Origin of the sequence: Azonexus sp. IMCC34839 (genome assembly GCF_047047955.1) — a bacterium.
Classification (GTDB): Bacteria; Pseudomonadota; Gammaproteobacteria; order Burkholderiales; family Rhodocyclaceae; genus Azonexus.
The window spans coordinates 1,771,655-1,796,704 of the sequence record NZ_CP150631.1 but is presented as its reverse complement, the minus strand read 5'-3'; the positions used below and the strand labels follow the sequence as shown (position 1 = coordinate 1,796,704).

Below are 25,050 nucleotides of genomic sequence, written 5' to 3'. Positions count from 1 at the left end.
TGCACAAAATGAAGCTTAAAGGCGGGTAAAATCCCGCCTTTATTTTTGTCCACCGCAGCAGGGAAAAATGGCCATCAAATCAGACAAGTGGATACGCCGCATGGCGGAAGAGCACGGCATGATCGAACCCTTCGCGCCGGAACTCGTGCGTGAGGTCAATGGCCAGAAGATCGTCTCCTACGGCACTTCCAGCTACGGCTACGATATCCGCTGTGCCCGCGAGTTCAAGGTATTTACCAACATCAACTCGACCGTGGTCGATCCGAAGAATTTCGACCCGAAATCCTTCGTCGAGGTCGAGTCCGACGTCTGCATCATCCCGCCGAATTCCTTCGCGCTCGCCCGGACCATGGAATATTTCCGCATCCCGCGCTCGGTGCTGACCGTTTGCCTTGGCAAATCGACCTATGCCCGCTGCGGCATCATCGTGAATGTCACGCCTTTCGAACCAGAGTGGGAAGGCCACGTGACGTTGGAGTTCTCCAATACGACACCGTTGCCGGCCAAGATTTACGCCGGCGAAGGCTGTGCCCAGGTCCTCTTCTTCGAGTCCGACGAGATTTGCGAAACCTCGTACAAGGATCGTGGCGGCAAGTATCAGGGGCAGGAAGGCGTTACCCTGCCCAAGATCTGACGCCAGGCTGAAACGAAACCGTCTTATTCTGTGACCCGCTGCGGCGGGTCGCCGCTTTTTAAGGAACTGTCATGCGCTTTCACTTTCCGGTCATCATCATCGACGAGGACTTCCGCTCGGAAAACGCCTCCGGCCTGGGTATTCGCGCCCTGGCTGACGCTATCGAGAAAGAGGGCCTCGAAGTTCTCGGGGTGACCAGTTATGGTGACCTGACCTCGTTTGCGCAGCAGCAAAGCCGCGCCTCGGTGTTCATCCTGTCGGTCGATGACGAAGAATTGGCGCTGGAGCCAGAAGAGACGCTGGCCGAGTTACGTGCCTTCGTCGAGGAAATTCGCCACAAGAACGCGGAAATCCCCATCTTCCTGCACGGTGAAACGCGGACCAGCCGCCACATTCCGAATGACATCCTGCGCGAATTGCACGGCTTCATCCACATGCATGAGGACACGCCGGAATTCATCGCGCGCAACATCAAGCGCGAGGCCAACGCCTACCTCGATTCGCTGCCGCCGCCGTTCTTCCGGGCGCTGACGCATTACGCTGCCGACGGTTCCTATTCCTGGCACTGCCCGGGCCACTCGGGCGGCGTCGCCTTCCTGAAGTCGCCGGTTGGCCAGATGTTCCACCAGTTCTTCGGCGAGAACATGCTGCGCGCCGATGTCTGCAATGCGGTGGAAGAACTTGGCCAGCTGCTCGACCATACTGGTCCGGTCGCAGCCTCCGAGCGCAATGCGGCGCGCATCTTCAATTCGGATCACCTGTATTTCGTCACCAACGGCACCTCGACCTCGAACAAGATCGTCTGGCACTCGACCGTGGCGCCCGGCGATATCGTCGTGGTCGACCGCAACTGCCACAAGTCGGTGCTGCACTCGATCATGATGACTGGTGCAATTCCCGTCTTCTTGATGCCGACGCGCAATAACTTCGGCATCATCGGACCGATCCCGAAGAGCGAATTTGCCTGGGAGAGCATCCAGAAGAAGATTGCCGCCAACCCGTTCATTGCCGACAAGACGGCCAAGCCGCGTGTGCTGACCATCACCCAGTCGACCTACGACGGCGTGCTCTACAACGTCGAGGACATCAAGGAAGAACTGGATGGCAAGATCGATACGCTGCACTTCGACGAAGCCTGGCTGCCGCATGCAGCTTTTCATGACTTCTACGGCGATTACCACGCCATCGGCGCTGATCGTCCGCGTTGCAAGGAATCCATGGTCTTTGCCACGCAATCGACGCACAAGCTGCTGGCTGGCCTCAGCCAGGCCTCGCAAATCCTGGTGCAGGATGCCGAGAACCAGAAGCTCGACCGCGATATCTTCAACGAGGCCTACCTGATGCATACCTCGACCTCGCCGCAATACTCGATCATCGCGTCGTGCGACGTGGCGGCAGCGATGATGGAAGAGCCGGGGGGTACGGCATTGGTTGAAGAGTCGATTGCCGAAGCCCTCGATTTTCGTCGTGCCATGCGCAAGGTGGACGAGGAGTGGGGCGCCGACTGGTGGTTCAAGGTCTGGGGGCCGGACGATCTTTCCGAAGAGGGGATCGAAGAGCGCGAAGCCTGGATGCTGAAGCCGGGCGAACGTTGGCACGGTTTCGGCAAGCTGGCCGATGGCTTCAACATGCTCGACCCGATCAAGGCGACCATCATCACGCCGGGGCTGGACGTTGACGGTGAATTTGCTGAGCGCGGCATTCCGGCCGCCATCGTCACCAAGTACCTGGCCGAGCATGGCGTCATCGTCGAGAAGTGCGGCCTGTACAGCTTCTTCATCATGTTCACCATCGGCATCACCAAGGGCCGCTGGAACACGCTGGTGACGGCGCTGCAGCAGTTCAAGGACGATTACGACAAGAACCAGCCGCTGTGGAAGGTACTGCCGGAGTTCGTTCAGAAGAATCCGCGCTACGAGCGTGTCGGCCTGCGCGATCTGTGCAAGCAGATTCACAGTGTTTATAAGCAGAACGACGTGGCTCGCCTGACCACCGAGATGTATCTGTCCGACATGGTGCCGGCCATGCGTCCGGCCGACGCTTTCGCCAAGATGGCGCACCGCGAGATCGAGCGCGTGCCGGTGGATGCCTTGGAGGGCCGGGTTACCGCCGTATTGCTGACGCCTTATCCGCCGGGTATTCCGCTACTGATCCCCGGCGAGCGCTTCAACGCGACGATCTGCAATTACCTGAAGTTTGCCCGCGAGTTCAACGCCGCCTTCCCTGGGTTCGAAACCGACATCCACGGACTGGTCAAAGGCGAAGATGGACGCTATTACGTAGACTGTGTGAGATAAATTTCGGGGAGGGGCGTCATGGTGACTCTGCGGCGGCTGTTGCTGTTGTTGATGCTGTGTGCCCCTTTGTTGCTGCGGGCGGAAACGGCGGCGCGCATCGTCTTTGCGACACCGGAGGTTGTCATCATCAACAGCCTCGGTGTCGAGCGGGCGGCGCTGAAGGGGGCTAATGTCGATGCCGGCGAATCGATCGACACGCGCGCCGGGCGAGTGCAGTTGGCTTTCCTCGATGGGGCCAGCATGTCCTTGCTGCCCGGAACGCGTTTCCGCGTCGATGAGTTTCGCTATGCGGCGGTCAACAAAGTGACGCCGGGCGATGGTGTGGTCATGACCTTGGTCAAAGGTGCCTTGCGTACGGTGACGGGCTGGCTGGGCAAAGGTGACCGCCAGCAATATCGCCTGGGGAGTTCCGTTGCCACCATCGGCATACGGGGGACCGAGTATGGTGCCCGTCTCGATGCCGAAGGCTTGACCGTGAGCGTTTACGAGGGGGCGGTCGAGGTTTGCAGCGATGCTGGCTGTGCAACCATCGCCAAGGGCAAGACGTTGCGCGTCCGCGACCGCAAGGAATTTCCGCAGGTTCTCTCGGATGGCGGGCCACGTAGTGACTCACCGGCGGTCGTTCCTGAACTCCAATTGCAGACCCCTTATCAGGATGCGACGTCAGGCAGGCCGACTCCACCGCCGCCTCCAAGCGAACCCGGGGGCAGCCAGCGTTCTCCCAATAGCACCAATCCGCGCTAAAGTAGCGAAAAAATGGGGGATGTGATGTTCAGAGGGAAAATGAAGGCGCATGGCTCGCTCCTGTTCGCCTGCCTTTTGGCATTCGGCTCGCCGCTGCGGGCCGATGGGGCGACCGATGAGGCCGAGCGACTGCTGGCCGCCGGGAAATCGGCAAAAGCTTTTGCCTTGCTCGAGCCTCTCGAGAGCGAACGAGCAGGTGATGTCGCCTACGATCTGTTGTTGGGCCGGGCTTCATTAGGCGTCGGGCAGAATACTCGGGCGATCTTTGCGCTGGAGCGTGTACTGGCACTGGAGCCAAGTAATACCAAGGCGCGGGCTGAAATTGCCCGGGCCTATCTGCTGGTCGGTGAAGCGGACAACGCGCGCAAGGAACTGGCGACCATCGAGCAGCAAGGTGTGCCCAGTGATGTGTCGCAGAGCTTCGACCGTTATCTGGCCGCACTCAAGCGACTGGATGGAAACGAAAAGGCGACGCTTAATGCCTATGTCGAGTTGCTTGCCGGTTACGACAGCAACGTCAATCTCGGGCCGAATCGCGATAGCGTGTTGATTCCGGGCCAGAGTCCGGTGCCCATCGTGCTGTCGCGGGAAGGGCGGGCGCATGAGGATGGTTTCGCTCAACTGGGTGGAGGTGTCAGTACCCGCTTGCCGATCAATTCCAGCCTGGCGGTGTTGGCTGGCTTGTCCGGTGCGCAGCGTTTCAATTTCAGCGAAAGTGACTTCAATCTCGGCAATGTCGATGCAAACCTCGGCGCCGTATGGACCAGCGGCAAAAATGTTCTGACCGTGATGGGGCAATATGGGACGGTCAGTGTCGAACACGATCATTTCCGCTCGGCGGCGGGGCTGACCGGGCAGTGGCAATACAATTTCGATGCGCGTAACCAGGTGAGTGCCTACGTCCAATACACCGATCTACGCTACGACGATCAGAAAATTCGTGATGCTCAGCGCTGGTTGGGCGGTGGTGCTTATGCTCACTTGTGGCGGGATGGCGCGATGGTGTTTGCCAGCCTCTACGGAGTGTCGGAAAAGCCGAAACGAGAGGACGCGGATTATCTCGGATTCGATGGTGTTGGCGTACGTTTCGGTGGGCGTGTGAGTCTCAACGATAGCGCTACCGTGTTCGGCAATCTGGTTTATGAGCGACGTCGTTACGATGCCACCGACCCTGCCTATCAACTGGTTCGTAGCGATCGCCAGTATGGCGCCACGCTGGGCTTGGCCTATGGGCTTGCCCAAGGCTGGACGCTGACGCCGCAGGTGTCGTTGATGCGAAACGAGTCGAATGCCGTGTTGAGCGATTATCGGCGCAATGTTGTTTCCGTCGCCTTGCGGCGCGAATTCTGAGGGGGCGATGATGATGCTTCGAATGATTGGCTCGCTGCTCGTCCTCCTGACGGTTTCGGCTGTAGCGAATGCAGCCGGCAAGGTGGAATTTGTCGCAGGGGCAGTTTCTGCGACCTCGGCAGCTGGCAGCGAACGGAAGCTGACCAAGGGGGATGTGCTGGCCAACGGAGATTTGGTGCGTACCGGGCAGGATGGATTGGCGCAACTACGTTTCGAAGATGGCGGGCGCATCGCCTTGCAGCCGAAGTCCGAATTCCGGATCGACGAATATGCCTACCCTGCAACAACGAAGTCTCAGGAGCGCGGATTTTTCTCGCTGTTGAAAGGCGGCATGCGGACCATCACCGGCCAGGTTGGGCGTGATAATCGCGATGCCTACCGGGTGACGACTTCGGTGGCGACGATTGGCATTCGTGGGACCGAGTATCGAGTGGCTTATCTGGACAACAACAGCGTCGCCTTGTGGACGGCAGAGGGGGCTGTCGAGGTGTGTAACGACACGGGCTGCAGCTTGGTTGTCGCGGGAGAGGTGGCAGTAATTAGAGGTGGGCAGCCAATGGAACGCTTGGCATTTTCCAGCTTCAGCGCTTCTCAGGAGCTTGCAGGGTCTTTGCTGCCGGCCTTTGCGGTGGGCGAGGGGCGGCGCGGAGATGGTTATCTGGGTGGAATGCCGAAGTGCTATTACTACACCTATTACATTTACGCGCCACCGACCTTGATCTGTAATTGACCCGAATTGCCCTGTGCTACGGGTGGTTTCTATACCTTTCGGTAGCAGTTGAAGGAATAGGCTGTTCCCGTGGAAGAAACTCCGGGTTGTTCAGACACTGGCGTCCAAGCCTGTTTGGAGAATTCGGGAAACCAGGCATCCCCATCCGGCGTTAAATCGACCTCGGTCAATTCAAGGCGGTTGGCAACCGGGAGCGCCAAGGTATAGATTTCTGCCCCGCCGATGATGAACAGCTTAGGGGCGTCCTTGCACTGTGCAATTGCAGCCTCGAGCGAACCGGCAATTTCAGCCCCTGGGGCCTGGTAGTTCGCTTGCCGCGTAACGACGATGTTGCGACGTCCGGGCAGCGGGCGGAAGCGTGGCGGCAGAGACTCCCAGGTCTTGCGCCCCATCACCACGGTGTGGCCCTGGGTAAGCGCCTTGAAGTGCGCCATGTCTTCCGGAATGTTCCAGATCAACTGGTTGTCCTTGCCGATGACCCGGTTTTTGGCGACGGCTGCGATGATGATGATTTCGGGCATGGTCTTCTGCGGTATGGATTAAACGCCGCGGGCGGCTGCGATCAGGCCGCGGGTCGAGCTGTCGAACTGGCTGGCGTCGCCGCCGCTTTCGAGCAAAGGTGTTAGCTGGCTGGCCAGCTGTTTGCCGAGTTCAACTCCCCATTGGTCGAAGGCGTTGATGTTCCACAGGGCGCCCAGGCAGAAGGTCTTGTGTTCGAACAGGGCGATCAATTGACCCAAGGTGTAAGGCGTCAGGTTCGGTAGCAGTAGCGTGCTTGATGGCTGGTTACCCGGGAATATCTTGTAAGGCAGCAATTCCGACGGTGTGCCGGCGGCGATCGCTTCCTCGCGGGTTTGGCCGAAAGCGAGGGCGGCAGACTGGGCGAAACAGTTGGCCAGCAGGGAGTCGTGGTGTCGGGGGAGCGGGTAGTCGGACTCGCGCAGCACGATGAAATCGCAAGGGATGATGCGCCCGCCCTGATGGAAGAGTTGAAAGAAGGAGTGCTGGCCGTTGGTGCCGGCCTCGCCCCAGATGATCGGACTGGTCGAGATGCCAATTGGCTGGCCTTGGCGGTCGGTCTGCTTGCCGTTACTTTCCATTTCCAGTTGTTGCAGGTAGGCCGGTAACAGCTGGAAGGATTGGGCGTAGGGTAGTACGGCGGCGGTAGATGCACCGAGGAAGTCGGTATTCCACAGGCTCAGCAGGGCCAGGGTTAGCGGCAGATTTTCTTCTGCCGGCGATTCCAGAAAGTGGTTGTCCATTGCCTTGGCGCCGGCCAACAGGCGTTCGAAGTTATGCCAGCCGACCGCCAGTGCCAAGGAAAGGCCGATGGCCGACCAGAGCGAGAAACGACCGCCGACCCAGTCCCAGAATTCGAAGACATTGTCGGCGGGAATGCCGAAACGCCCGGTGAGGTCGAGGTCTGTCGACAAGGCGACGAAATGTCGGCCGACCGCTTTTTCGCTGCCAGCAGCGGCGAGCAGCCAGTCGCGGGCGGTGCGGGCGTTGGTCAGGGTTTCCAGGGTGCTGAAGGTCTTGCTGGCGACGATGAACAGCGTGCTGCGCGGGTTGAGGCGGCCAAGCAGCGGGGCGATGTCGGCGCCGTCAATGTTGGCGACGAAATGGACTTCGATGTCCGGCTGGTGATGGGCAATCAGGGCGCGTGTGGCCATGCGTGGGCCGAGATCCGAGCCGCCGATGCCGATATTGACGACGTGTGTGATGCGCTCTCCCGAGTAGCCGCGCCAGGCGCCGCTATGAATGGCCTCGCAGAAAAGGCGCATGCGTTCGAGAACGCGTTTGACCTCTGCAGGGGCTTGCTCGCCGGCGCGCAGATCCATGTGGCGGACGGCCCGGCCCTCGGTGTGATTGAGCAATTCGCCGGCCACCATGCGGTGTTTCCAGCCCTCGATATCGGCGACTTGGGCGAGTTCGCGCAGCAGGTGCATGGTCGTGGCATCGACCCGCTGCTTCGAATAGTCGAAGAGCAGTCCTTCCCACCGCAGCGAGAAGCGCTGGAAGCGTTCCGGGGCGGCGGCGAACAAGTCGCGCAGATGGTGGTCGCGCGTGGTGTCGGCATGGGCGGAAAGCGCTTGCCAGGCAGGGGTATCGACTATTCTCATGGCCGGAGGTCAGTTTGACGGATGAATGCTTGCGTGAGGCTGGGCGCGCGATTATCGCGCTATTTTTGCTTCGAACGCGCAGTTTAGCGGGGAAGCTGCCGATGGTCGATGCCGATAGGCTGTTAAGATGTTCGCCCAGTTTACTGCACGGATCATTGCCTTTTCATGAAAATCCATCTGTCTCTTCGGTGGCCGTTGGCCTTGGTATTGTGTTTGCCTATCCTTGCGGCCTGCGGTTTGCTCTCCACATGGCACTGGGAGCGCCCCGGTGCCGACGAAGCCGATTACAAGACCGATGAGATTCAGTGCAAGGGACGCGCCTATTCGGGAACGGACGGGGCGGTGACCAAGGAGGGGGTGCGCCGCATGCATGCCTGCATGGAGGCCAAGGGCTGGCGAAAAGTGCAGAACTGATGCCCGTCAGGCCACTGCTGCGGTGCACTGGCCAAAACGGGCAAAAACCGGGGCGGCTAGACAGCGACCGGCGCCGGGATGTGTGGGTGCGGGTCGTAGTTGTCGAGGCGGAAATCCTCGAAGCGGAAGGCGAAGATATCCTTGACCTCCGGGTTGATCCACATCGTCGGCAGTTGGCGCGGCTCGCGCGTCAGTTGTAGACGAGTCTGCTCGAAGTGGTTCGAGTACAGGTGGGCGTCGCCGAAGGTGTGCACGAATTCGCCCGGTTGATAGCCGCAAACCTGCGCCAGCATCAGGGTCAGCAAAGCGTAGGAGGCGATGTTGAAGGGCACGCCGAGGAAGATATCGGCCGAACGCTGGTAGAGCTGGCAGCTCAATTTGCCGTTCGCGACGTAGAACTGGAACAGGCAATGGCAGGGCGGTAGCGCCATGTTGTCCACATCGCCGGGATTCCAGGCAGAAACGATATGGCGGCGGGAGTCCGGATTGTGCTTGAGGCTATGGACCAGTTGCGCGATCTGGTCGACCAAGCGTCCATCGGGCGTTTCCCAGCGGCGCCACTGCTTGCCGTAAACCGGGCCGAGGTCGCCATTTTCATCGGCCCATTCGTCCCAGATGCGGACGCCGTTATCCTGCAGATACTTGATGTTGGTATCGCCCTGCAGAAACCACAGCAATTCGTGAATGATCGACTTCAGATGAAGTTTCTTAGTCGTCAGCGCCGGGAAGCCCTGGCTCAGGTCGAAGCGCATCTGCCAGCCGAACACGGAACGGGTACCGGTTCCGGTGCGGTCGGATTTGTCGTGCCCGTTGTCGAGAACGTGGCGCATCAGGTCGAGGTATTGCTGCATGATCAGTTTGGCGGCGATGGCAAAAGCAGGATTCTACGATCGAATCCAGCTTCGGGCACCTTCCCTTGCGGCATCTGGGTTTAAACTATTGCCGCCGGCAAAGAGGGGGAAAATAAGTGTTCGATAAAGTGGCAAAACTCGGTGGCTTGTTTGCTCAGGGAAGTCATGGGCATCCGCTGGCCGATCCGCGCGAATTGCGGCGCATCGTCGCCGAATTACCCAAGGACAACGCCTTCAAGGCGCTCGACGAAATCGCTGGATGGCTCGAGTCGTTGCTGGCCAGCGATGGCATTCCGGCCGACCGCGTCTACGAAGCGGCGCAGCAACTCGACGAAGCCGCGCAACCGTTGTTGAAGCGCCTGACCCGCGAATACCTGCATACGCCGCGCTTGCCGCGCAACGAAGAGAAGCGCCTATGGTCGATCAATTGCGGTTTCTGGACCCTGGCGGCGGCTGTCTATGAGCGCTGCTTGCCGGAAGCCGACGATAAGGGGCGCGCTCCAGAATCGGCCAAATGGCTATTGCCGGCGCTCAGTGCCCGACTCATTTCCGCCTATGGCGCTCGCTTGAAGTGGGAACAATTCCACTATGGCCCGTCACACAATGACGTTTGGCGCGGGCTTGGTCAGGCGTTGCTGTTGGCCGAGCAGGCGGGCGTGGCGGGTAAACCTGTGGCCATTCCCGGGGGCGGTGGTTCGACCTCGCCGCAGCAGGAATACGTCAAGGCCATGGTGTTCCAGGCGGCATCGATGGACAGTCTGCTGCCGCTCGAAATCGAGTTGGCAGAACGCCTGATCGCCCACTTCCTGAGTGGATTCATTTTTTCTGCCAACGGTGAGCACGATAGCGTCTATTGGGTGGATCTGGCCCAATCCCAACCGCCGCTGCGCATGGCGCGCATGCCGAACGTGGCTGTGCCGACGCAACGCTTCTTCAAGCCGGGCAACGCCCATGGCGCCATGCTGGAGCTGCTGGGCAGCCTCGAACGTGGCGGTGACGTGCCGGCGGAAATCAATCTTGGCGGGCAGTATTACGGCAAGACCCTGGTTCCGGTCCTGCGTCACCTGACCGCCTATCTGGCGCCGGTGCCGCCGCAGCGCCGGCACGACCGTCACCGCGTCAAACACCGCATGTCGGTGCTGAACGGCTTGATCAATGCCTTCGTCGTCTTCTCGAAGGAATTCGGCGGACGACCGGCCGGCTTGCAGATGGAAAGCTGGGTGGTGGACAACGTCAGCCGCGGCGGCTTCGGTGCGGTGCTCAGCGATATTCCGGCCGAGTGGCTGAAGATCGGGGCGCTCGTCGCCATGCAACCCGAGGGCGGCGACAACTGGTTGCTCGGCGTCGTTCGACGCTATCACCGGGAGTCGGACAAGGAGGCGCGGGTCGGCATCGAGGCCCTGGCCAGGCAGGCCTTCTCGGTCGAACTGAAACCGCGTACCGCGTCGAGCTATGCCGCGGTCGCCGGCATCCCTTCGCTCATTCTGCAGGATGGCAACGAGGCGGGCGAGGTGCGTGTCGTGCTGCCGCCGGCCAGCTTCGATTTACGCGAGAGTCTCGAATACCCGGCGGGTGACCGTCTGCAGCAATTGGTGCCGGTCGCCCTTGTCGAGCAGACGGCGGATTACGAGTTGGCCCGCTACCGCCTGGGCTGAGCGTTATTCCTTAGGACTTGGAGCGGATCGCCGATTTCGGGCGGAAGGCCTTGATCACCGACTCGTTGGTTTCGGCGTAGGGGCCGCCGATCAGATCGATGCAATAAGGCACGGCCGCGAAGATGCCGACATGGCTGACTTCGCCCGTGGCATTGCGCACGCCTTCCAGCGTTTCCTTGATCGACTTCGGTTGCCCTGGCAGGTTGATGATCAGCGCCTGCTTGCGGATCACCGCCACCTGGCGCGACAGGATGGCAGTCGGCACGAAATTCAGACTGATGCGTCGCATCTCTTCGCCAAAGCCGGGCATTTCCTTGTCGGCGACCGCCAGCGTGGCTTCCGGGGTGACGTCGCGTAAGGCCGGGCCGGTGCCGCCGGTCGTCAGCACCAGGTGGCAGCCCGCTTGGTCGACCAATTCGATCAGTGTCTGCTCGATGGTCGGCCGGTCGTCGGCGATCAGGCGGGTTTCGGCACGCCACGGGGTGATCAGGGCCCTGCCCAGCCACTCCTGCAGGGCAGGAATTCCCTTGTCTTCGTAGATGCCGGTCGATGCGCGGTCGCTGATCGAAACCAGGCCGACGATCAGTGTCTCACTCATCGCTCTCTTCCTCCGACGTGGTCGGCGCACTGCCTTCGGCCTCGAGTTCCTTCAATACCTGGAAGATGGCACGGTAGTTCTTGGGCGGCTTGTTCGCCTCCTGCTCCTTGAGCGCGTTACGACGCAGGGTGCGCAGGTGTTGCAAATCAGCTTGCGGCCAGGTGGCGGCGATTTCGCTGAGCACGGCTTCATCGGCCAGCAGGCGCTCGCGCAGTCGCTCGATGCGGTGCAGGCGGGCCGTTTCATGGGCCGATTCGCCACGTAGCATGGCCAGGCCGGCGCGGATCGGCGCGTCGTCGACGCCACGCATCAGCTTGCCGAGATATTGGATCTGGCGGCGACGGGCACCATGGGCGGTAATTTTCTGGCATTCACGCACGGCGGCCAGCAGGTCTTCCGGCAGGTTGATCCGCTTAAGTTGTCCGACCGAAAGCTCGACCAGCTCGGCGCCGAGGTCGCGCAATTCGTGCATGGCCTCTTTGCGCTTGGTCTTGGAGATGGGGGTGTCGTCGGTGAAATCTTCGTCTTGCATGAGCTGCTTCCGGTTGCGGGCTGGGCGGGCTGCTATGATAGCGATTTTCCCGATTCGACGCCGCTTCCATGCCTCAGACCGCCGCATTTTCCTACCCCTTCGCCACCCTGCAGCAACTGGCCGCCGATGTGCTCAAACATGCCCAGGCCAAGGGGGCGACGGCCTGTGAGGTCGATGTTTCCGAAGGCTTCGGACAAGCAGTGACGGTGCGCTGCGACGAGGTCGAAACCATCGAATTCAATCGCGACAAGGGGATAGGGATTACGGTCTATAGCGGCCAGCGCAAGGGCTACGCCAGTACCTCCGATTTTTCCGCGCAGGCACTACGCGATACTGTCGAGGCGGCGCTCAATATCGCCCGTTTCACTGCCGAGGACGATTGCGCCGGCCTGGCCGATGCCGAGCTGATGGCCAAGGAATGCCCGGAGTTGGACCTCTACCATCCGTGGTCCTTGTCGGTCGAAGACGCAATCGCCACGGCGCGTCGTTGCGAGCAGGCAGCCTACGCCGCCAGCCCGTTGATCAGCAATTCGGATGGAGCGACGGTATCGACCCAGCAGGCGCATTTCGTTTCGGCCAACAGCCTGGGTTTCATGGCCGGTTATCCGACTTCGCGGCATTACATTTCCTGCTCGATGATTGCCGGCGAACAGGATGCGATGCAGCGCGACGATTGGTATACGACCAACCGCAATGCCGCGTTGCTGGATGCCGCCGAGCAGGTCGGCCAGATTGCCGCCGAGCGTGCGGTGGCCCGCCTGGGGGCGCGCAAGATCAAGACCGGCGAGTTTCCGGTGCTGTTCGAGGCGCCGCTGGCGGCCGGGTTGCTCGGCAGCCTGGTGCATGCGGCGAGCGGTGGGGCGCTGTATCGCAAGGCTTCCTTCCTGCAGGGAGCGCTTGGCCAGCAGATCATGCCGAGCTTTGTGCAAATCTCCGAGCGCCCGCATATCAAGGGCGGGCTCGGTAGCTCCGCGTTCGACAGCGACGGCGTGGTGACGCGCGACCGCGAGGTGGTGACCGATGGCGTCTTGCAGGGCTATTTCCTTTCCGCCTACACGGCCCGCAAACTCGGCATGCAGACGACGGGCAATGCTGGCGGCAGCCACAACCTGATCATCCAGCCCGGCGATCTCGATTTCCAGGGCTTGCTCGCCCGCATGGGGCGCGGTCTATTGGTTACCGAACTGCTTGGTCACGGGATCAATTACGTGACCGGCGATTATTCGCGCGGGGCGGCTGGTTTCTGGGTCGAAAACGGCAAGATCGCGCACCCGGTCGAAGAGATCACCATTGCCGGCAACCTGAAGAACATGTTGGCCGGTATCACCGCCGTTGGGCGCGATGTCCACATTCGCGGAACCAAACAGACCGGATCGATTCTGATCGATCGCATGACCGTCGCTGCCGGCTGACGGGGTAAGGGTTTTCCGCAGGTCGCGAAAGCTCGGCCTTCGGTTATAGAATCAAGCGGTAGTAAATGTCTGACGTTCCCAAACATCTGGAGGAGACAATATGCAACGTCGTGATTTTCTGAAAAAAGCTTCCATCGGTGCCGCAGCGGGTGCCGCCACCACCTTGGCCGCACCGGCCATTGCCGCCGAACTGCCGAGCATCAAGTGGCGTCTGACCTCTTCCTTCCCGAAGAGCCTGGATACCATCTACGGCGGTGCCGATGTACTGGCCAACCGTCTGCGCGAGATGACCGGCGGCAAGTTCGATATCCGCGTCTTCCCAGGCGGTGAAATCGTTCCCGGCCTGCAGGCCCTGGATGCCGTGCAGCAAGGCACCGTCGAGTGCTGCCATACCTGCTCCTACTACTACGTCGGCAAGGACAAGACCTTCGGTTTCGGCACCGCCGTTCCGTTCGGCATGAATGCCCGCCAGATGAACGCCTGGATCTACTACGGCGGCGGCCAGAAGCTGCTCGACGAGTTCTACGCCAACTACAACGTCGTTTCCTTTGCCGGCGGCAACACCGGTACCCAGATGGGCGGTTGGTGGCGCAAGGAAGTGAAGACCGTTGCCGACCTGAAGGGCGTCAAGATGCGTATCGCCGGTCTGGGCGGCACCGTCTTCTCCGAACTGGGCGTGGTGCCGCAGCAGATCGCCGGTGGCGACATCTACCCGGCGCTGGAAAAGGGCACCATCGATGCCGCCGAATGGGTCGGTCCGTATGACGATGAAAAGCTCGGCTTCTACAAGGTTGCCAAGAACTACTACTACCCGGGTTTCTGGGAATCGGGCCCGACCATCCACTTCTTCGTCAACAAGAAGGAATGGGACAAGCTGCCGAAGGAATACCAGGCTGCCTTCCAGGCCGCCGCGTACGAAGCCAACGTCACCATGATGGCCGAATACGACCACAAGAACCCGGTCGCCCTGTCCAAGCTGCTGCAGAACGGCGTCAAGCTGCAGTCCTTCTCCGATGAAATCCTCGGCGCCGCCTACAAGGCTGCCCAGCAGATCTACGCCGACGAAGCTGGCAAGAACCCGGCCTTCAAGAAGATCTACACCGAGTGGGACAAGTACCGGAAGACGCAGAATGCCTGGTTCAGCCTGGCTGAAATGCGTATGGACCGCTTCCTGCAGTCGCACAAGTAACACTGCTGCGGTGCACAGCAAAAAACCCGCGAATTTCGCGGGTTTTTTATTGCCCAAAATTTGTCGGGTGCTTGCTGGCCGGAGTAGCACTGCAGTCGCAGTGCTTTTACTTCTCCAGCAAGCTGCGCAGCATCCACGCGTTCTTTTCGTGGATTTGCATACGCTGGGTCAGCAGGTCGGCCGTCGGCTCGTCACCGGCCTTGTCCACCAGCGGGAAGATGCTGCGGGCTGTCTTGGTCACGGCTTCCTGGCCGGCGACCAGTTGCTTGATCATCTCTTCGGCGCTGACTTTGCCTTCGCTTTCCTTGATCACCGTCAGCTTCGCAAACTCGCGATAGGTGCCGGGGGCGGCCACGCCGAGGGCGCGAATGCGTTCGGCAATCAGGTCCAGGGCATTCCACAGTTCGGTGTACTGATCCATGAACATCACGTGCAAGGTGTTGAACATTGGACCGGTCACGTTCCAGTGGAAGTTGTGCGTCTTCAGGTACAGCGTGAAAGAGTCGGCGAGAAGGTGAGAGAGGCCTTCGGCGATTTTTTCGCGGTCTTTTTTGGTAATGCCAATATCCATGCTGATGCTCCTTTCGTTCGCAAGAATCAATCGGTAGTCGTCATATCGACCATGTCGACATTATGGTTATCGCTGGCGATGAAGACCAATGATATGGCGTGATAGCGACAATAGTTCCTAACTATACGCCCAAAGAAAAAGGCGGGAATCTCCCCGCCTTTTTGCGTTGCACTTGCGTGCCCAAACTACTTGTTTTCGGACTGCAGATTCTTCAGCAGCTCGGCCGCCGAGTCTTCGGTCGGCGCGCCCTTGGCGGAATCCTCATCGCCCTGCATCAGGGTGTTCAGATCCACTTCGCCCTGTGCTTCGATGCGTGCCTTCTCGGCGGGGTCGCCATAGCTGACGATGTTCGGGAAGACGATGATGATGGCCACCATGATGATCTGGATACAGACGAAGGGGATGGCACCCCAATAGATGTCTGTCGTCTTGATCGAGGCCGGGGCCACCGAACGCAGATAGAACAGGGCGAAACCGAAGGGCGGGTGCATGAAGGAAGTCTGCATGTTGACTGCCAGCAGCACGCCGAACCAGATCAGGTCGATGCCCAGCTTGTCGGCCACCGGGGCCAGCAGCGGCACGATGATGAAGGAGAGCTCGAAGAAGTCCAGGAAGAAGGCGAGCAGGAAGACCAGGATGTTGACCACGATCAGGAAGCCCAGCTGGCCGCCCGGCAGGGAAAGCAACAGGTGTTCGACCCACAGGTCGCCGTTCACCGCCCGGAAGACCAAGCCGAATACGGTGGAGCCAACCAGGATGAAGACGACGAAGGAAGACAGCTTGCCGGTCGTTTCCATGGCTTGCTTGAGCAGTTTCCACGACAGGCGCTTGCGGACGATGGCCATGATCAGTGCGCCGGCTGCACCCATGGCGCCGCCTTCGGTCGGCGTGGCAATGCCGAGGAAGATGGTGCCGAGGACCAGGAAAATCAGCAGCAACGGCGGGACCAGGGTGGTCAGGACGCGGATTGCCAGTTTCAAGCCACGCAGGGTGCGGGCTTCCGGCGGCAGGGCGGGGGCGGCATTTGGCTTGATGATGGTGAGCAATGCAACGTAACCGACGTACAGTCCGGTCAGGACCAGGCCAGGCACCATGGCGCCTTCGTACATGTCGCCCACGGAGCGGCCCAACTGATCGGCCATGATGATCAGCACCAGTGACGGCGGGATGATCTGTGCCAGCGTGCCGGAAGCCGCGATAACACCGGAGGCGAGGCGTTTGTCGTAGCCGTAGCGCAGCATGATAGGCAACGAAATCAGACCCATCGAGATCACTGAGGCGGCAACCACGCCGGTCGTGGCCGCAAGCAGGGCGCCGACGAAGATCACGGCAAAGGCCAGGCCGCCGCGCATCGGGCCGAATAGCTGGCCGATGGTGTCGAGCAGGTCTTCGGCCATGCCCGATCGCTCAAGGATCAAGCCCATGAAGGTGAAGAAGGGAATGGCCAGCAGCGTATCGTTGGCCATGATGCCGAAGATCCGCTCCGGCAGCGCCTGGAACAGAGCCGGCTGCAGCAGGCCGAGCTCGATGCCGAGCAGGCCGAAGACGATACCGTTGGCGGCCAGGGCAAAAGCCACCGGGTAGCCGAACAGCAGGAAGAGAACCAGTGCGCCGAACATCAGCGGCGCCATGTTGGCAATGACCCATTCCATCTTATTTCTCCTTGGCCATTGCGGCGATTTCAGCGGCGAGCTCCTGCTCGGCGGACGGGCCGCCATCCTTGGCGTTCGGGTCGCCGATCAGGCCAGCGAGGAAGGCGATACGCTTGATCAGCTCCGAAATGCCCTGCAAGGCAAGCAGGGTAAAGCCGAGCGGAAGCAGGGCTTTGACTGGCCAGCGGATCAGGCCGCCAGCGTTGGAGGACATTTCGTTGATCTTGAAGGACTCGGCGACCAGAGGCAGGGAAAGCCACAGCACCAGAACCACCATCGGCAGCAGGAAGAAGAGGGTGCCGATGATGTCGATGATGGCCAGTCCGCGCGGAGAGAGCTTGCCGGAGAGGACGTCGATACGGACGTGCTCGTTCTTCTGCAGGGTGTATGCAGAGGCCAAAAGAAACACGGCGGCAAACAAGTACCACTGGATTTCCAGCATGCCGTTGGAACTGTCATTGAAGATAAAGCGGTAAGTAGCGTTGCCGGCGCTGATGACGGTCATCAGCAGTACCAGCCAGAACGCTCCTTTGCCGACTCGCTCGTTGAGCCAGTCGATCAGCTGCGAGAGCTTGAGCAGAAGGGTCACGAATTGTCCTCCTCGGGTTGATAGAATGCCCGGCTTCTGGATTGGCCGGAATTTCATGGAAAATCCCATTAGGCCGAATCTACAACGAAGGTAATGGACAGACCAATGGTGGAAATCCCTACACGCCAGCCGACTCGCATTTGCCTGGTACGGCACGGCGAGACCGAATGGAACGCCGAGCGCCGCATCCAGGGGCAGATCGACATCGGCCTTAACGAAACCGGCCAGCAACAGGCCGCGGCAGCCGGCCGGTGGTTGCGCGGGGCCGGCATTGTCGCGCTTTACAGCAGCGATTTGAAGCGGGCATGGACGACGGCGCTGGCCATCGGGCAGGCGCTTGGCCTGCAGCCCGTCGCCGCACCCGAGTTGCGCGAGCGCCGTTATGGCGTGTTCGAAGGGCTGACCTATGCCGAGGCGGAGCATAAATATCCAGACGGCTACGCCGCTTTCGAAGGCCGTAATGCCGACTATGCTTTTGAGAATGGTGAAAGCCTGAAGACGATGTTCGAGCGTGTGACCGGCAAGCTCAAGGAGATTGCTGCGGCGCATGCCGGGCAGAATGTCGTGGTCGTGCTGCACGGCGGTGTGCTCGATATCGTCAATCGCTTCGTCCGCGGCAATCCGCTGGAAATGCCGCGCGATTTCCTGATTCCGAACGCCGGTATCAACTGGATCAACGAGGTTGATGGTGCATGGCACATCGAGAGCTGGGCAGAAACCGGACACCTGGCGCCGGGCGCCCTGGATGAGCTGCCTTCGTGATAGAATCTTCCCCCTTTTCTTCAATGGCTTGAGGCATTCCCCATGTTTTCCGCGAAAGATACCCTGGCAAAAGTTGATCCTGAACTCTGGCAAGCCATTACGGCTGAAAACCAGCGTCAGGAAGAGCACATCGAACTGATCGCGTCCGAAAACTACGTCAGCAAGGCTGTCATGGAAGCCCAAGGCTCCCAGCTGACCAACAAGTACGCCGAAGGTTATCCGGGCAAGCGCTACTACGGTGGTTGCGAGCACGTCGATGTGGCCGAGCAGATCGCCATCGATCGCCTGAAGAAGCTGTTCGGCGCCGATGCCGCCAACGTCCAGCCGAATTCCGGCTCGCAAGCCAACCAGGCCGTGCTGATGGCCTTTGCCAAGCCGGGCGACACCATCATGGGCATGAGCTTGGCCGAAGGCGGTCACCTGACCCACGGCATGCCGCTCAACATGTCCGGCAAGTGGTTCAACGTTGTCGCCTACGGTCTGAACGAGAAGGAAGAGATCGACTACGACAAGATGGAAGCCTTGGCGCGCGAGCACAAGCCGAAGATCATCGTTGCCGGTGCCTCCGCCTACGCCCTGCGCATCGATTTCGAGCGCTTCGCCAAGATCGCCAAGGAAATCGGCGCCATCTTCTGGGTCGACATGGCTCACTACGCTGGCCTGATCGCCGCCGGTTTCTACCCGAACCCGGTGCCGCACGCCGACGTCGTCACCTCGACCACTCACAAGACCCTGCGCGGTCCGCGCGGCGGCGTCATCCTGATGAAGGCCGAGCACGAGAAGGCGATCAACTCCGCCATCTTCCCGGGCCTGCAAGGCGGTCCGCTGATGCACGTCATCGCTGCCAAGGCAGTGGCCTTCAAGGAAGCCGCTTCGCCGGAATTCAAGAACTACCAGGAGCAGGTGGTTAACAACGCCCGCGTCATGGCCAAGGTGCTGGGCGAAGAGCGCGGGCTGCGCATTGTTTCCGGTCGTACCGAGAGCCACGTTTTCCTGGTCGATCTGCGCGCCAAGAACATCACCGGCAAGGAAGCCGAGGCCGCGCTGGGCCGTGCCCACATCACCGTGAACAAGAACGGCATCCCGAACGATCCGCAGAAGCCGTTCGTCACTTCCGGCATCCGCATCGGTTCGCCGGCCATGACGACCCGCGGTTTCACCGAGCTCGAAGCCGAGCAGATCGCTCACCTCGTTGCCGACGTGCTCGATGCGCCGAATGACGAGAAGGTGGCCGAGCAGGTGCGTGCCAAGGTCTCGGCGCTGTGCGCCAAGTTCCCGGTCTACGGTGACTGATGCGTCCGGGCGGGCGTTGCCCGCCTGACGCTTTTGGAGTCCGGACATGAAATGCCCTTTCTGCGGCCATGATGAAACGGCGGTGGTCGATACCCGCCTTTCCGACGAAGGCGACATCGTTCGTCGCCGCAGGAAGTGCAATGTCTGCGACAAGCGCTTTACCACCTACGAGCGGGCGGAAATCCGCCTGCCGCAGGTGGTCAAAAAGAATGGTTCGCGGACCGAGTTCAGCCGCGACAAACTGCGCGCCAGCCTGGAGTTGGCACTGCGCAAGCGCCCGGTATCGACCGAACTGGTCGATGCGGCCATCAGCGAAATCGAAGAAAAGCTGCTCTCTTCCGGCGAGCGTGAAGTGTCGTCGCAGCAGGTAGGCGAGTTGGTGATGCGCGAGTTGAAGAAACTCGACAAGGTGGCCTACATCCGCTTCGCCTCGGTCTATCGCAATTTCGAAGACGTGGATGCCTTCTCCAAGGCCATCCGCGAAGTTTCCCCCGCCGCTTCTCCCAAGAAAAAATGAGCTTCACTGCCGTCGATCACGGCATGATGGCGCGCGCCCTGCAATTGGCCGAGCGTGGCCTGTGGACGACCTCGCCCAATCCGCGGGTCGGCTGCGTGTTGGTCCGCGCTGGCGAAATCGTTGGCGAAGGCTGGCACGAGCGGGCCGGCGAGCCGCATGCCGAGGTGCATGCTTTGCGCGAAGCCGGCGAGCGGGCGCGTGGTGCAACCGCCTATGTGACCCTGGAGCCGTGCAGTCACTACGGCCGTACGCCACCCTGTGCCGAAGGCTTGATCGCGGCCGGCGTAACGCGTGTGGTTGCGGCCATGCAGGACCCCAACCCGCTGGTCGCGGGCAAAGGGCTCGCCATGCTGCAGGCGGCCGGTATTGAAACCGCCTGTGGCTTGCTGGAAAACGAGGCGCGTGAGTTGAACATCGGTTTCGTCTCGCGCATGACGCGCGGCCGGCCGTGGCTGCGCCTGAAAGCGGCGGCGAGTCTGGATGGCAAGACGGCACTGAACAATGGCGTCAGCCAGTGGATCACCGGGCCGGATGCCCGGCGCGACGGTCATCGCTGGCGGGCGCGCGCTTGCGCCATCCTGACGGGGATCGGCACGGTGCGCGACGACAATCCGCAACTAAATGTGCGCGAGGTCGAAACGACGCGCCAGCCGTTGCGCGTGGTGGTCGATAGCAAGCTGGAGGTTGCCCCGGATGCGCGTATCTTCGATGGTGGCCCGGTTTTGCTCGCTGCTGCGGTGCACGTGCCGGAAAAGGCAAAAATGCTCGTCGAGCGTGGAGTTGAGGTGCTTGTGTTGCCGAATGCGGCGGGCAAGGTCGAGCTGAAGGATTTGTTGATCGAACTGGGCAAGCGCGGCATCAATGAAGTCCATGCCGAAGCCGGTTTCAAGCTGAACGGATCACTGCTGCGCGAAGGGCTGGTGGACGAATTGCTGCTTTACCTGGCGCCCTGCCTGATCGGCCACGAGGCGGCCGGCCTGTTCAACCTGCCCGAGTTGCTCAGCCTAGACGGCAAGCGTCAGCTGCTGGTGCGCGATCTTCGTCAGATCGGGCAAGATATCCGGGTTGTTGCCCGCTTGGCTTAGGGCCGCAAACAGCACATTCCCCATCCCTGCGGAAGCGTACGGTGCGCCATTCCATGGTCAGCGCATCGAGGAGCAGCAGGCGGCCGGTTAGCGACTCGCCAATACCGGCCAACAGCTTCAGCGCTTCGGCGGCCTGCATGGTGCCGACGATGCCGGTCAGCGGAGCGAAGACGCCCATGACGGCGCAACGTACTTCCTCAACATCCTCGCCTTCCGGAAACAGGCAGTGGTAGCACGGCGAATCGTCGCGGCGCAGGTCATAGACGCTGATTTGCCCATCGAAGCGGATGGCCGCGCCGGAAACCAGCGGCTTTTTGTGTTGCACGCAGGCACGGTTGATGGCGTGGCGGGTGGCGAAATTGTCGGTGCAATCGAGCACCACGTCGGCCGTGGCGACCAGATCGTGCAAGGCTTGCCCGGCCAGGCGCTCACGGAGCGGCACAATAGTGATTTCCGGGTTGATGGCGGCGAGCGCTTCACGACCGGACTCGGCCTTGCCCATGCCGACGCGGGCCTGCGTGTGCAGGATCTGGCGTTGCAGGTTGGTGAAATCGACGGTGTCGTCATCGACCAGCGTGATCTTGCCGACGCCGGCTGACGCCAGGTAGAGCGCCGCTGGCGACCCCAGTCCGCCGGCGCCGACGATCACGGCATGTCCGGCCAGGATGCGTTCCTGGCCTTCGATACCGAGGGCGTCAAGCAGGATGTGGCGGCTGTAGCGGAGGAGCTGCTCGTCGGTCACTTATATTCGCGCCACTCCGGCGGCGTATCGTCGTGGTCGCCGTGCGGATGGTGTTCCCAGGCATTGACGTAGGCTTCCTGCGACGAACGTTTCAGTCGTTTTTCCGGCGCGCCGACGTTATGCAGCTGGGTGTCCTCGACGTAGTAGATCAGCGCCCGGGTCAGCTTGGTGAACAGGGTGTTGTCGAGGTGGTAGCCCTTGTCGACCAGATGTTCGTCCAATTCGCGCAGGGTGTGCTGTTGCAGGTCATAGCCGACGGCCAGCGTGCGCTTCTCCAGCTTGGGCGCAACGTCGATCTCGCCCAAACGCTGCAGATCATCGGCCGCCTCGGGAACCTGGCCCGGCGGGAACTTGGAAAACAGGATTTCCCGGTTCTTCTTCAGATCTGCTTGGTTCGGCATGGTTGCCTCCCTGCGAAGATGGCTATTGGAGTTTATTCTGCATGATCTGCAAACCCTTGAGAAGATTCAGGGCCTGCTGGAATTGGTAGTCTGCCTTGCTGGCGTATTCGAGGCGCGCCGGCAATTCGTCGTCGGCTTCCTCATCCTTCTTGTTGTTCTTGTCCTTGCCCGGCTTGGTAGTGGGTTTGGCCTGCTGCTTGGAGTCAACCTTCGGCGTCTCCTTGTTGGCTTCCGGGTCGCGGTCGTTGTTCAGGTGACGGTCCAGGTCGGCCTCGCGCATGCGGGCACTGCTGTTACCGTTGGCTGATTCTTCGACGAGGATGTCAGGTGTGATGCCCTTGGCCTGGATCGAGCGGCCGAGCGGGGTGTAGTAGCGCGCCGTGGTCAGCTTGATCGCGGTATTGCCCGGCAGCGGCAGCACGGACTGTACTGAGCCCTTGCCGAAGGTCTGGGTGCCGACAATCAGAGCGCGTTTGTGATCCTGCAAGGCGCCGGCAACGATTTCCGAGGCCGAGGCGGAACCGCCGTTCACCAGCACCACCATCGGCACCTTCTTGGCTTCGATCGGCATGGCCTTCAGCGGGTCCTCCTTGGTGGCGCCGCCACGCAGGTAATCCTGTGGACGGGCCTTGAATTCCTGCTTGGCGTCCTCGGTGCGGCCGTCGGTCGACACGACCTTGACGTCCGGCGGCAGGAAGGCAGCGGAGACACCAATGGCGCCATTGAGCAGGCCGCCCGGATCGTTGCGCAGGTCGAGCACCAGTCCCTGCAGCTTGGAGCCGTCCTTGTACAGGTTGCCGACGTGCTTGGCCAGATCGGCCACGGTGTTTTCCTGGAACTGGGTGATGCGCACCCAGCCGTAGCCCGGTTCGATCAGCTTGGATTTGACGCTCTGCACCTTGATCACTTCGCGTACCAGCGTCACCTCGATCGGCTTGGCTTCACCCTTGCGCAGGATGGAGAGCTTGATCGGGGTCTTCGGCTTGCCGCGCATCTTCTTGACGGCTTCGGACAGGGTCAGGCCCTTGACCGGGGTTTCGTCGAGCTTGAAGATCAGGTCGCCTGCCTTGATGCCGGCGCGGTAGGCCGGGGTGTCCTCGATCGGCGAAACGACCTTGACCAGGCCATCTTCCATGCCGACTTCGATGCCCAGGCCGCCGAATTCGCCTTGCGTGCCGACCTGTAGGTCCTTGAAGGCGTCGCTGTCGAGGTAGGTCGAGTGCGGGTCGAGGTTGGACAGCATGCCGGAGATGGCATTGGTGATCATCTTCTTGTCTTCGACCGGCTCGACGTAGCCCTGCTTGATGGCGCTATAGACCTCGGCGAAAGTGCGCAATTCCTCGATGGGCAAACCGGGCTTGGTTTCCTTGTCGGCGAAGGCCGGGAAATTGAAGCTGATGAGTGCCCCGGCGACGAAGGCGCCGGCGGTCAGACTGATGGTTTTCGCTTTGCTCATTTCAGACTTGCCCATTTCATTGGGTCGATAGGTTGCCCCTGATGGCGGAGCTCGAAGTATAAACCTGAATCCGGATTGCCCCCGCTGTTGCCCACATGGGCAATGGCCTCGCCGCCTTTGACGCTTTGGCCAACCTGCTTGAGCAGGGATTCGTTGTTGCCGTAGATCGACAAGTAGGAGTCGCCATGGTCGACGATGAGCAGGTTGCCGAAGCCGCGCATCCAGTCCGCGAAGACGACCCGTCCATTGGCCACGGCCTTGACCTCGCTGCCGCCGCCGGCCTTGATGAAGAGACCGCGCCAAGTGCCGCCGCCATCGCGCGGCGAACCGAAGCGGCCGACGACCGTGCCGCGTACCGGCAGGCGCAGGTTGCCGCGTTGTCGAGCGAAGCTGCCATCGTTGGGGGCGGGTTCATAGCGATTTTCTGCTTCGACTGTCTTAGGGCGTGACGGTTCCGTGGTGGCGACACGCGGCGCTTCCTTGTCGCCGGGTTTTTCGGTCAGCTTTTCTTTCTGACGCGCCGCCGCTGCGCGCGCTTCGGCCTGGCGGGCGGCCTCAGCAGCTTTGGCGGCCTGTGCCGCTTGGGCGGCAAGTATCTTTGACAGCCGGTCGATCAGCTGGCTCATGCGTTTTTCGTTCTGCTGCAGGTTGCCGATTTCCTTGCGTTGCGAGGCGACCTTGTCGGAAATCTGGGCGTACAGCGTCTTGCGTTCTTCGCGCTGTTTCTGCAATTCGGTGTGGCGCTTTTGCTGTTCGGCTTCAACCTCGGCCAATTCGTTGCTGCGCTCCTTGGCGTCCTTGGCCAGCGCCTTCTTCTTGTCGAGCGTGGCGTTGATTTCGCCCATCAATTCGGCGCGAGTCAGCGCAATGGCCGACAAATAGTAGAGGTCGCGCGCCGTCTGGTTGGGATCGTCGCCGTTCAGGAGCAGGCGCAGGGCGTCAGGGGTGCCGCGCAGGTATTGCTTATAGAGCAGGCGCTCGAGTTGGGCCTGCTGCTGGTTGAGCGTGACACCGAGTTCCTGGGTTTGCTGGTCGAGCGATTTCAGGGTTTTTTGCAAGGATTCGCGCTGAGCGGAGAGTTCGTGCAGTTCGCGGTGCAGGCGCGAAATCTGACGCTCCGATTCGCGCAGGCGGTCGGCGGCATCGCCTTTTTGTTCCTCGCTGGCCGATAATTCCTTGCGCAGGCTGTCGATGCGAGTGCGCAATTCGCCGAGATCGGCCTGTTTTTCGGCGATTTCCGGGCTGGCTGCGGTGGACTGGCTTTTTTTCGCAGAACTCACTTCCTTGGCCGGCAGAGGGGCTGCCAGCAAGCTCAGGCAGGCGATGCCCAGGCCGAGCATCGTCGGGCGGCGGAAGCAATTCGGTCGGGCGCGCAAAAAAGAGGTCACGGATTGATTTTTATTAAGGTCTGGCAAACACCAGCCCTTATTTTATAATGGTCCATTCCGCCTAA

25 protein-coding genes are annotated in these 25,050 nt (G+C 60.9%); 13 read left to right on the top strand and 12 right to left on the bottom strand.

The annotated features are described in order from the left end of the window. The first annotated feature begins 67 nt into the window (after positions 1-67). The 5 genes from dcd to WIF35_RS08825 all read left to right on the top strand — a co-directional run bounded on the left by dcd (position 68) and on the right by WIF35_RS08825 (position 5,755). Entirely contained in the window at positions 68-634 is a 567-nt protein-coding gene (dcd, locus tag WIF35_RS08845; protein WP_412481192.1) for a dCTP deaminase, read from the top strand. Positions 635-705: 71 nt separating this feature from the next. Then, positions 706-2,931 carry an Orn/Lys/Arg decarboxylase N-terminal domain-containing protein gene (locus WIF35_RS08840; protein WP_412481191.1) on the top strand — a complete coding sequence of 742 codons (2,226 nt, stop codon included), beginning with the start codon at positions 706-708 and terminating at the stop codon, positions 2,929-2,931. 18 nt (positions 2,932-2,949) lie between these two features. Then, positions 2,950-3,675: a FecR domain-containing protein gene (locus tag WIF35_RS08835; protein ID WP_412481190.1), complete on the top strand. Its 726-nt coding sequence runs from the start codon at positions 2,950-2,952 to the stop codon at positions 3,673-3,675. Positions 3,676-3,699: 24 nt separating this feature from the next. After that, positions 3,700-5,025, top strand: a complete 1,326-nt coding sequence (locus tag WIF35_RS08830) for a surface lipoprotein assembly modifier (protein WP_412481189.1) — start codon at positions 3,700-3,702, stop codon at positions 5,023-5,025. A 22-nt stretch (positions 5,026-5,047) separates the two neighbouring features. Beyond that, positions 5,048-5,755: a FecR domain-containing protein gene (locus tag WIF35_RS08825; protein ID WP_412481188.1), complete on the top strand. Its 708-nt coding sequence runs from the start codon at positions 5,048-5,050 to the stop codon at positions 5,753-5,755. Between the two features lie 29 nt (positions 5,756-5,784). Here WIF35_RS08825 and WIF35_RS08820 read toward each other — a convergent pair whose 3' ends face one another. Beyond that, positions 5,785-6,276: a dihydrofolate reductase gene (locus WIF35_RS08820; protein ID WP_412481187.1), complete on the bottom strand. Its 492-nt coding sequence runs from the start codon at positions 6,274-6,276 to the stop codon at positions 5,785-5,787. Positions 6,277-6,294: 18 nt separating this feature from the next. Continuing rightward, positions 6,295-7,878, bottom strand: coding sequence for a glucose-6-phosphate isomerase (gene pgi, locus WIF35_RS08815; protein ID WP_412481186.1), 1,584 nt, complete (start codon positions 7,876-7,878; stop codon positions 6,295-6,297). A gap of 165 nt (positions 7,879-8,043) precedes the next feature. Here pgi and WIF35_RS08810 point away from each other — a divergent pair, with 165 nt between their 5' ends. Further along, positions 8,044-8,292 (top strand): hypothetical protein, encoded by a 249-nt coding sequence (locus tag WIF35_RS08810; RefSeq protein ID WP_412481185.1) that lies wholly within the window; start codon positions 8,044-8,046, stop codon positions 8,290-8,292. Between the two features lie 56 nt (positions 8,293-8,348). Here the strand turns inward: WIF35_RS08810 and WIF35_RS08805 are convergent, their stop codons facing one another. Then, the gene (locus WIF35_RS08805; RefSeq protein WP_412481184.1) at positions 8,349-9,143 is read right to left on the bottom strand and encodes a thymidylate synthase; all 795 of its coding nucleotides are present in this window, start codon (positions 9,141-9,143) and stop codon (positions 8,349-8,351) included. A gap of 116 nt (positions 9,144-9,259) precedes the next feature. Between WIF35_RS08805 and WIF35_RS08800 the strand changes: the two genes are divergently transcribed. Next, positions 9,260-10,798 (top strand): hypothetical protein, encoded by a 1,539-nt coding sequence (locus WIF35_RS08800; protein ID WP_412481183.1) that lies wholly within the window; start codon positions 9,260-9,262, stop codon positions 10,796-10,798. Positions 10,799-10,808: 10 nt separating this feature from the next. On the opposite strand, the gene mog is transcribed toward WIF35_RS08800, so the two are convergent. Further along, a complete protein-coding gene (gene mog / locus WIF35_RS08795; RefSeq protein ID WP_412481182.1) occupies positions 10,809-11,396 on the bottom strand; it encodes a molybdopterin adenylyltransferase in 588 nt (195 codons plus the stop codon). After that, positions 11,389-11,928, bottom strand: a complete 540-nt coding sequence (yjgA, locus tag WIF35_RS08790) for a ribosome biogenesis factor YjgA (protein ID WP_412481181.1) — start codon at positions 11,926-11,928, stop codon at positions 11,389-11,391. Before yjgA ends, mog begins: the two co-directional genes overlap by 8 nt. Positions 11,929-11,996: 68 nt before the next feature. Here yjgA and pmbA point away from each other — a divergent pair, with 68 nt between their 5' ends. Continuing rightward, entirely contained in the window at positions 11,997-13,340 is a 1,344-nt protein-coding gene (gene pmbA / locus WIF35_RS08785) for a metalloprotease PmbA (protein WP_412481180.1), read from the top strand. Between the two features lie 100 nt (positions 13,341-13,440). Then, on the top strand, positions 13,441-14,529 hold the full coding sequence (locus WIF35_RS08780; protein WP_412481179.1) for a TRAP transporter substrate-binding protein: 1,089 nt from the start codon (positions 13,441-13,443) through the stop codon (positions 14,527-14,529). Between the two features lie 106 nt (positions 14,530-14,635). Here the strand turns inward: WIF35_RS08780 and WIF35_RS08775 are convergent, their stop codons facing one another. From WIF35_RS08775 to WIF35_RS08765, 3 genes are all read right to left on the bottom strand, one after another. Continuing rightward, positions 14,636-15,106, bottom strand: coding sequence for a Dps family protein (locus tag WIF35_RS08775; RefSeq protein ID WP_412481233.1), 471 nt, complete (start codon positions 15,104-15,106; stop codon positions 14,636-14,638). Positions 15,107-15,285: 179 nt separating this feature from the next. After that, entirely contained in the window at positions 15,286-16,752 is a 1,467-nt protein-coding gene (locus WIF35_RS08770; protein ID WP_412481178.1) for a TRAP transporter large permease, read from the bottom strand. A 1-nt stretch (position 16,753) separates the two neighbouring features. Next, positions 16,754-17,341: a TRAP transporter small permease subunit gene (locus tag WIF35_RS08765; protein ID WP_412481177.1), complete on the bottom strand. Its 588-nt coding sequence runs from the start codon at positions 17,339-17,341 to the stop codon at positions 16,754-16,756. Between the two features lie 105 nt (positions 17,342-17,446). Between WIF35_RS08765 and WIF35_RS08760 the strand changes: the two genes are divergently transcribed. The 4 genes from WIF35_RS08760 to ribD are packed head-to-tail and all read left to right on the top strand — an operon-like array spanning position 17,447 to position 20,998. Then, positions 17,447-18,103, top strand: a complete 657-nt coding sequence (locus WIF35_RS08760; RefSeq protein ID WP_412481176.1) for a histidine phosphatase family protein — start codon at positions 17,447-17,449, stop codon at positions 18,101-18,103. Between the two features lie 42 nt (positions 18,104-18,145). Continuing rightward, on the top strand, positions 18,146-19,396 hold the full coding sequence (glyA, locus tag WIF35_RS08755; protein WP_412481175.1) for a serine hydroxymethyltransferase: 1,251 nt from the start codon (positions 18,146-18,148) through the stop codon (positions 19,394-19,396). A 46-nt stretch (positions 19,397-19,442) separates the two neighbouring features. Further along, positions 19,443-19,913 (top strand): transcriptional regulator NrdR, encoded by a 471-nt coding sequence (gene nrdR, locus WIF35_RS08750; RefSeq protein WP_412481174.1) that lies wholly within the window; start codon positions 19,443-19,445, stop codon positions 19,911-19,913. Continuing rightward, positions 19,910-20,998: a bifunctional diaminohydroxyphosphoribosylaminopyrimidine deaminase/5-amino-6-(5-phosphoribosylamino)uracil reductase RibD gene (gene ribD / locus WIF35_RS08745; protein WP_412481173.1), complete on the top strand. Its 1,089-nt coding sequence runs from the start codon at positions 19,910-19,912 to the stop codon at positions 20,996-20,998. The genes nrdR and ribD overlap by 4 nt, the downstream gene beginning before the upstream one ends. Here the strand turns inward: ribD and WIF35_RS08740 are convergent. The 4 genes from WIF35_RS08740 to WIF35_RS08725 are packed head-to-tail and all read right to left on the bottom strand — an operon-like array spanning position 20,913 to position 24,985. Continuing rightward, positions 20,913-21,740, bottom strand: coding sequence for a HesA/MoeB/ThiF family protein (locus tag WIF35_RS08740; RefSeq protein WP_412481172.1), 828 nt, complete (start codon positions 21,738-21,740; stop codon positions 20,913-20,915). The genes ribD and WIF35_RS08740 overlap by 86 nt on opposite strands. Continuing rightward, positions 21,737-22,141, bottom strand: a complete 405-nt coding sequence (locus WIF35_RS08735) for a hypothetical protein (protein ID WP_412481171.1) — start codon at positions 22,139-22,141, stop codon at positions 21,737-21,739. The genes WIF35_RS08740 and WIF35_RS08735 overlap by 4 nt, the downstream gene beginning before the upstream one ends. A gap of 22 nt (positions 22,142-22,163) precedes the next feature. Further along, positions 22,164-23,597, bottom strand: coding sequence for a S41 family peptidase (locus WIF35_RS08730; protein WP_412481170.1), 1,434 nt, complete (start codon positions 23,595-23,597; stop codon positions 22,164-22,166). Then, the gene (locus tag WIF35_RS08725) at positions 23,594-24,985 is read right to left on the bottom strand and encodes a murein hydrolase activator EnvC family protein (protein WP_412481169.1); all 1,392 of its coding nucleotides are present in this window, start codon (positions 24,983-24,985) and stop codon (positions 23,594-23,596) included. Before WIF35_RS08725 ends, WIF35_RS08730 begins: the two co-directional genes overlap by 4 nt. Positions 24,986-25,050: the final 65 nt, after the last annotated feature.

Excerpts from the sequence above, each read along its gene's own strand:
- dcd (WP_412481192.1), top strand. The coding sequence starts at position 68 with ATGGCCATCAAATCAGACAAGTGGATACGCCGCATGGCGGAAGAGCAC.
- WIF35_RS08840 (WP_412481191.1), top strand. The coding sequence starts at position 706 with ATGCGCTTTCACTTTCCGGTCATCATCATCGACGAGGACTTCCGCTCG.
- WIF35_RS08835 (WP_412481190.1), top strand. The coding sequence starts at position 2,950 with ATGGTGACTCTGCGGCGGCTGTTGCTGTTGTTGATGCTGTGTGCCCCT.
- WIF35_RS08830 (WP_412481189.1), top strand. The coding sequence starts at position 3,700 with ATGTTCAGAGGGAAAATGAAGGCGCATGGCTCGCTCCTGTTCGCCTGC.
- WIF35_RS08825 (WP_412481188.1), top strand. The coding sequence starts at position 5,048 with ATGATTGGCTCGCTGCTCGTCCTCCTGACGGTTTCGGCTGTAGCGAAT.
- WIF35_RS08820 (WP_412481187.1), bottom strand. The coding sequence starts at position 6,276 with ATGCCCGAAATCATCATCATCGCAGCCGTCGCCAAAAACCGGGTCATC.
- pgi (WP_412481186.1), bottom strand. The coding sequence starts at position 7,878 with ATGAGAATAGTCGATACCCCTGCCTGGCAAGCGCTTTCCGCCCATGCC.
- WIF35_RS08810 (WP_412481185.1), top strand. The coding sequence starts at position 8,044 with ATGAAAATCCATCTGTCTCTTCGGTGGCCGTTGGCCTTGGTATTGTGT.
- WIF35_RS08805 (WP_412481184.1), bottom strand. The coding sequence starts at position 9,143 with ATGCAGCAATACCTCGACCTGATGCGCCACGTTCTCGACAACGGGCAC.
- mog (WP_412481182.1), bottom strand. The coding sequence starts at position 11,396 with ATGAGTGAGACACTGATCGTCGGCCTGGTTTCGATCAGCGACCGCGCA.
- yjgA (WP_412481181.1), bottom strand. The coding sequence starts at position 11,928 with ATGCAAGACGAAGATTTCACCGACGACACCCCCATCTCCAAGACCAAG.
- pmbA (WP_412481180.1), top strand. The coding sequence starts at position 11,997 with ATGCCTCAGACCGCCGCATTTTCCTACCCCTTCGCCACCCTGCAGCAA.
- WIF35_RS08780 (WP_412481179.1), top strand. The coding sequence starts at position 13,441 with ATGCAACGTCGTGATTTTCTGAAAAAAGCTTCCATCGGTGCCGCAGCG.
- WIF35_RS08770 (WP_412481178.1), bottom strand. The coding sequence starts at position 16,752 with ATGGAATGGGTCATTGCCAACATGGCGCCGCTGATGTTCGGCGCACTG.
- WIF35_RS08760 (WP_412481176.1), top strand. The coding sequence starts at position 17,447 with ATGGTGGAAATCCCTACACGCCAGCCGACTCGCATTTGCCTGGTACGG.
- glyA (WP_412481175.1), top strand. The coding sequence starts at position 18,146 with ATGTTTTCCGCGAAAGATACCCTGGCAAAAGTTGATCCTGAACTCTGG.
- nrdR (WP_412481174.1), top strand. The coding sequence starts at position 19,443 with ATGAAATGCCCTTTCTGCGGCCATGATGAAACGGCGGTGGTCGATACC.
- ribD (WP_412481173.1), top strand. The coding sequence starts at position 19,910 with ATGAGCTTCACTGCCGTCGATCACGGCATGATGGCGCGCGCCCTGCAA.
- WIF35_RS08735 (WP_412481171.1), bottom strand. The coding sequence starts at position 22,141 with ATGCCGAACCAAGCAGATCTGAAGAAGAACCGGGAAATCCTGTTTTCC.
- WIF35_RS08730 (WP_412481170.1), bottom strand. The coding sequence starts at position 23,597 with ATGAGCAAAGCGAAAACCATCAGTCTGACCGCCGGCGCCTTCGTCGCC.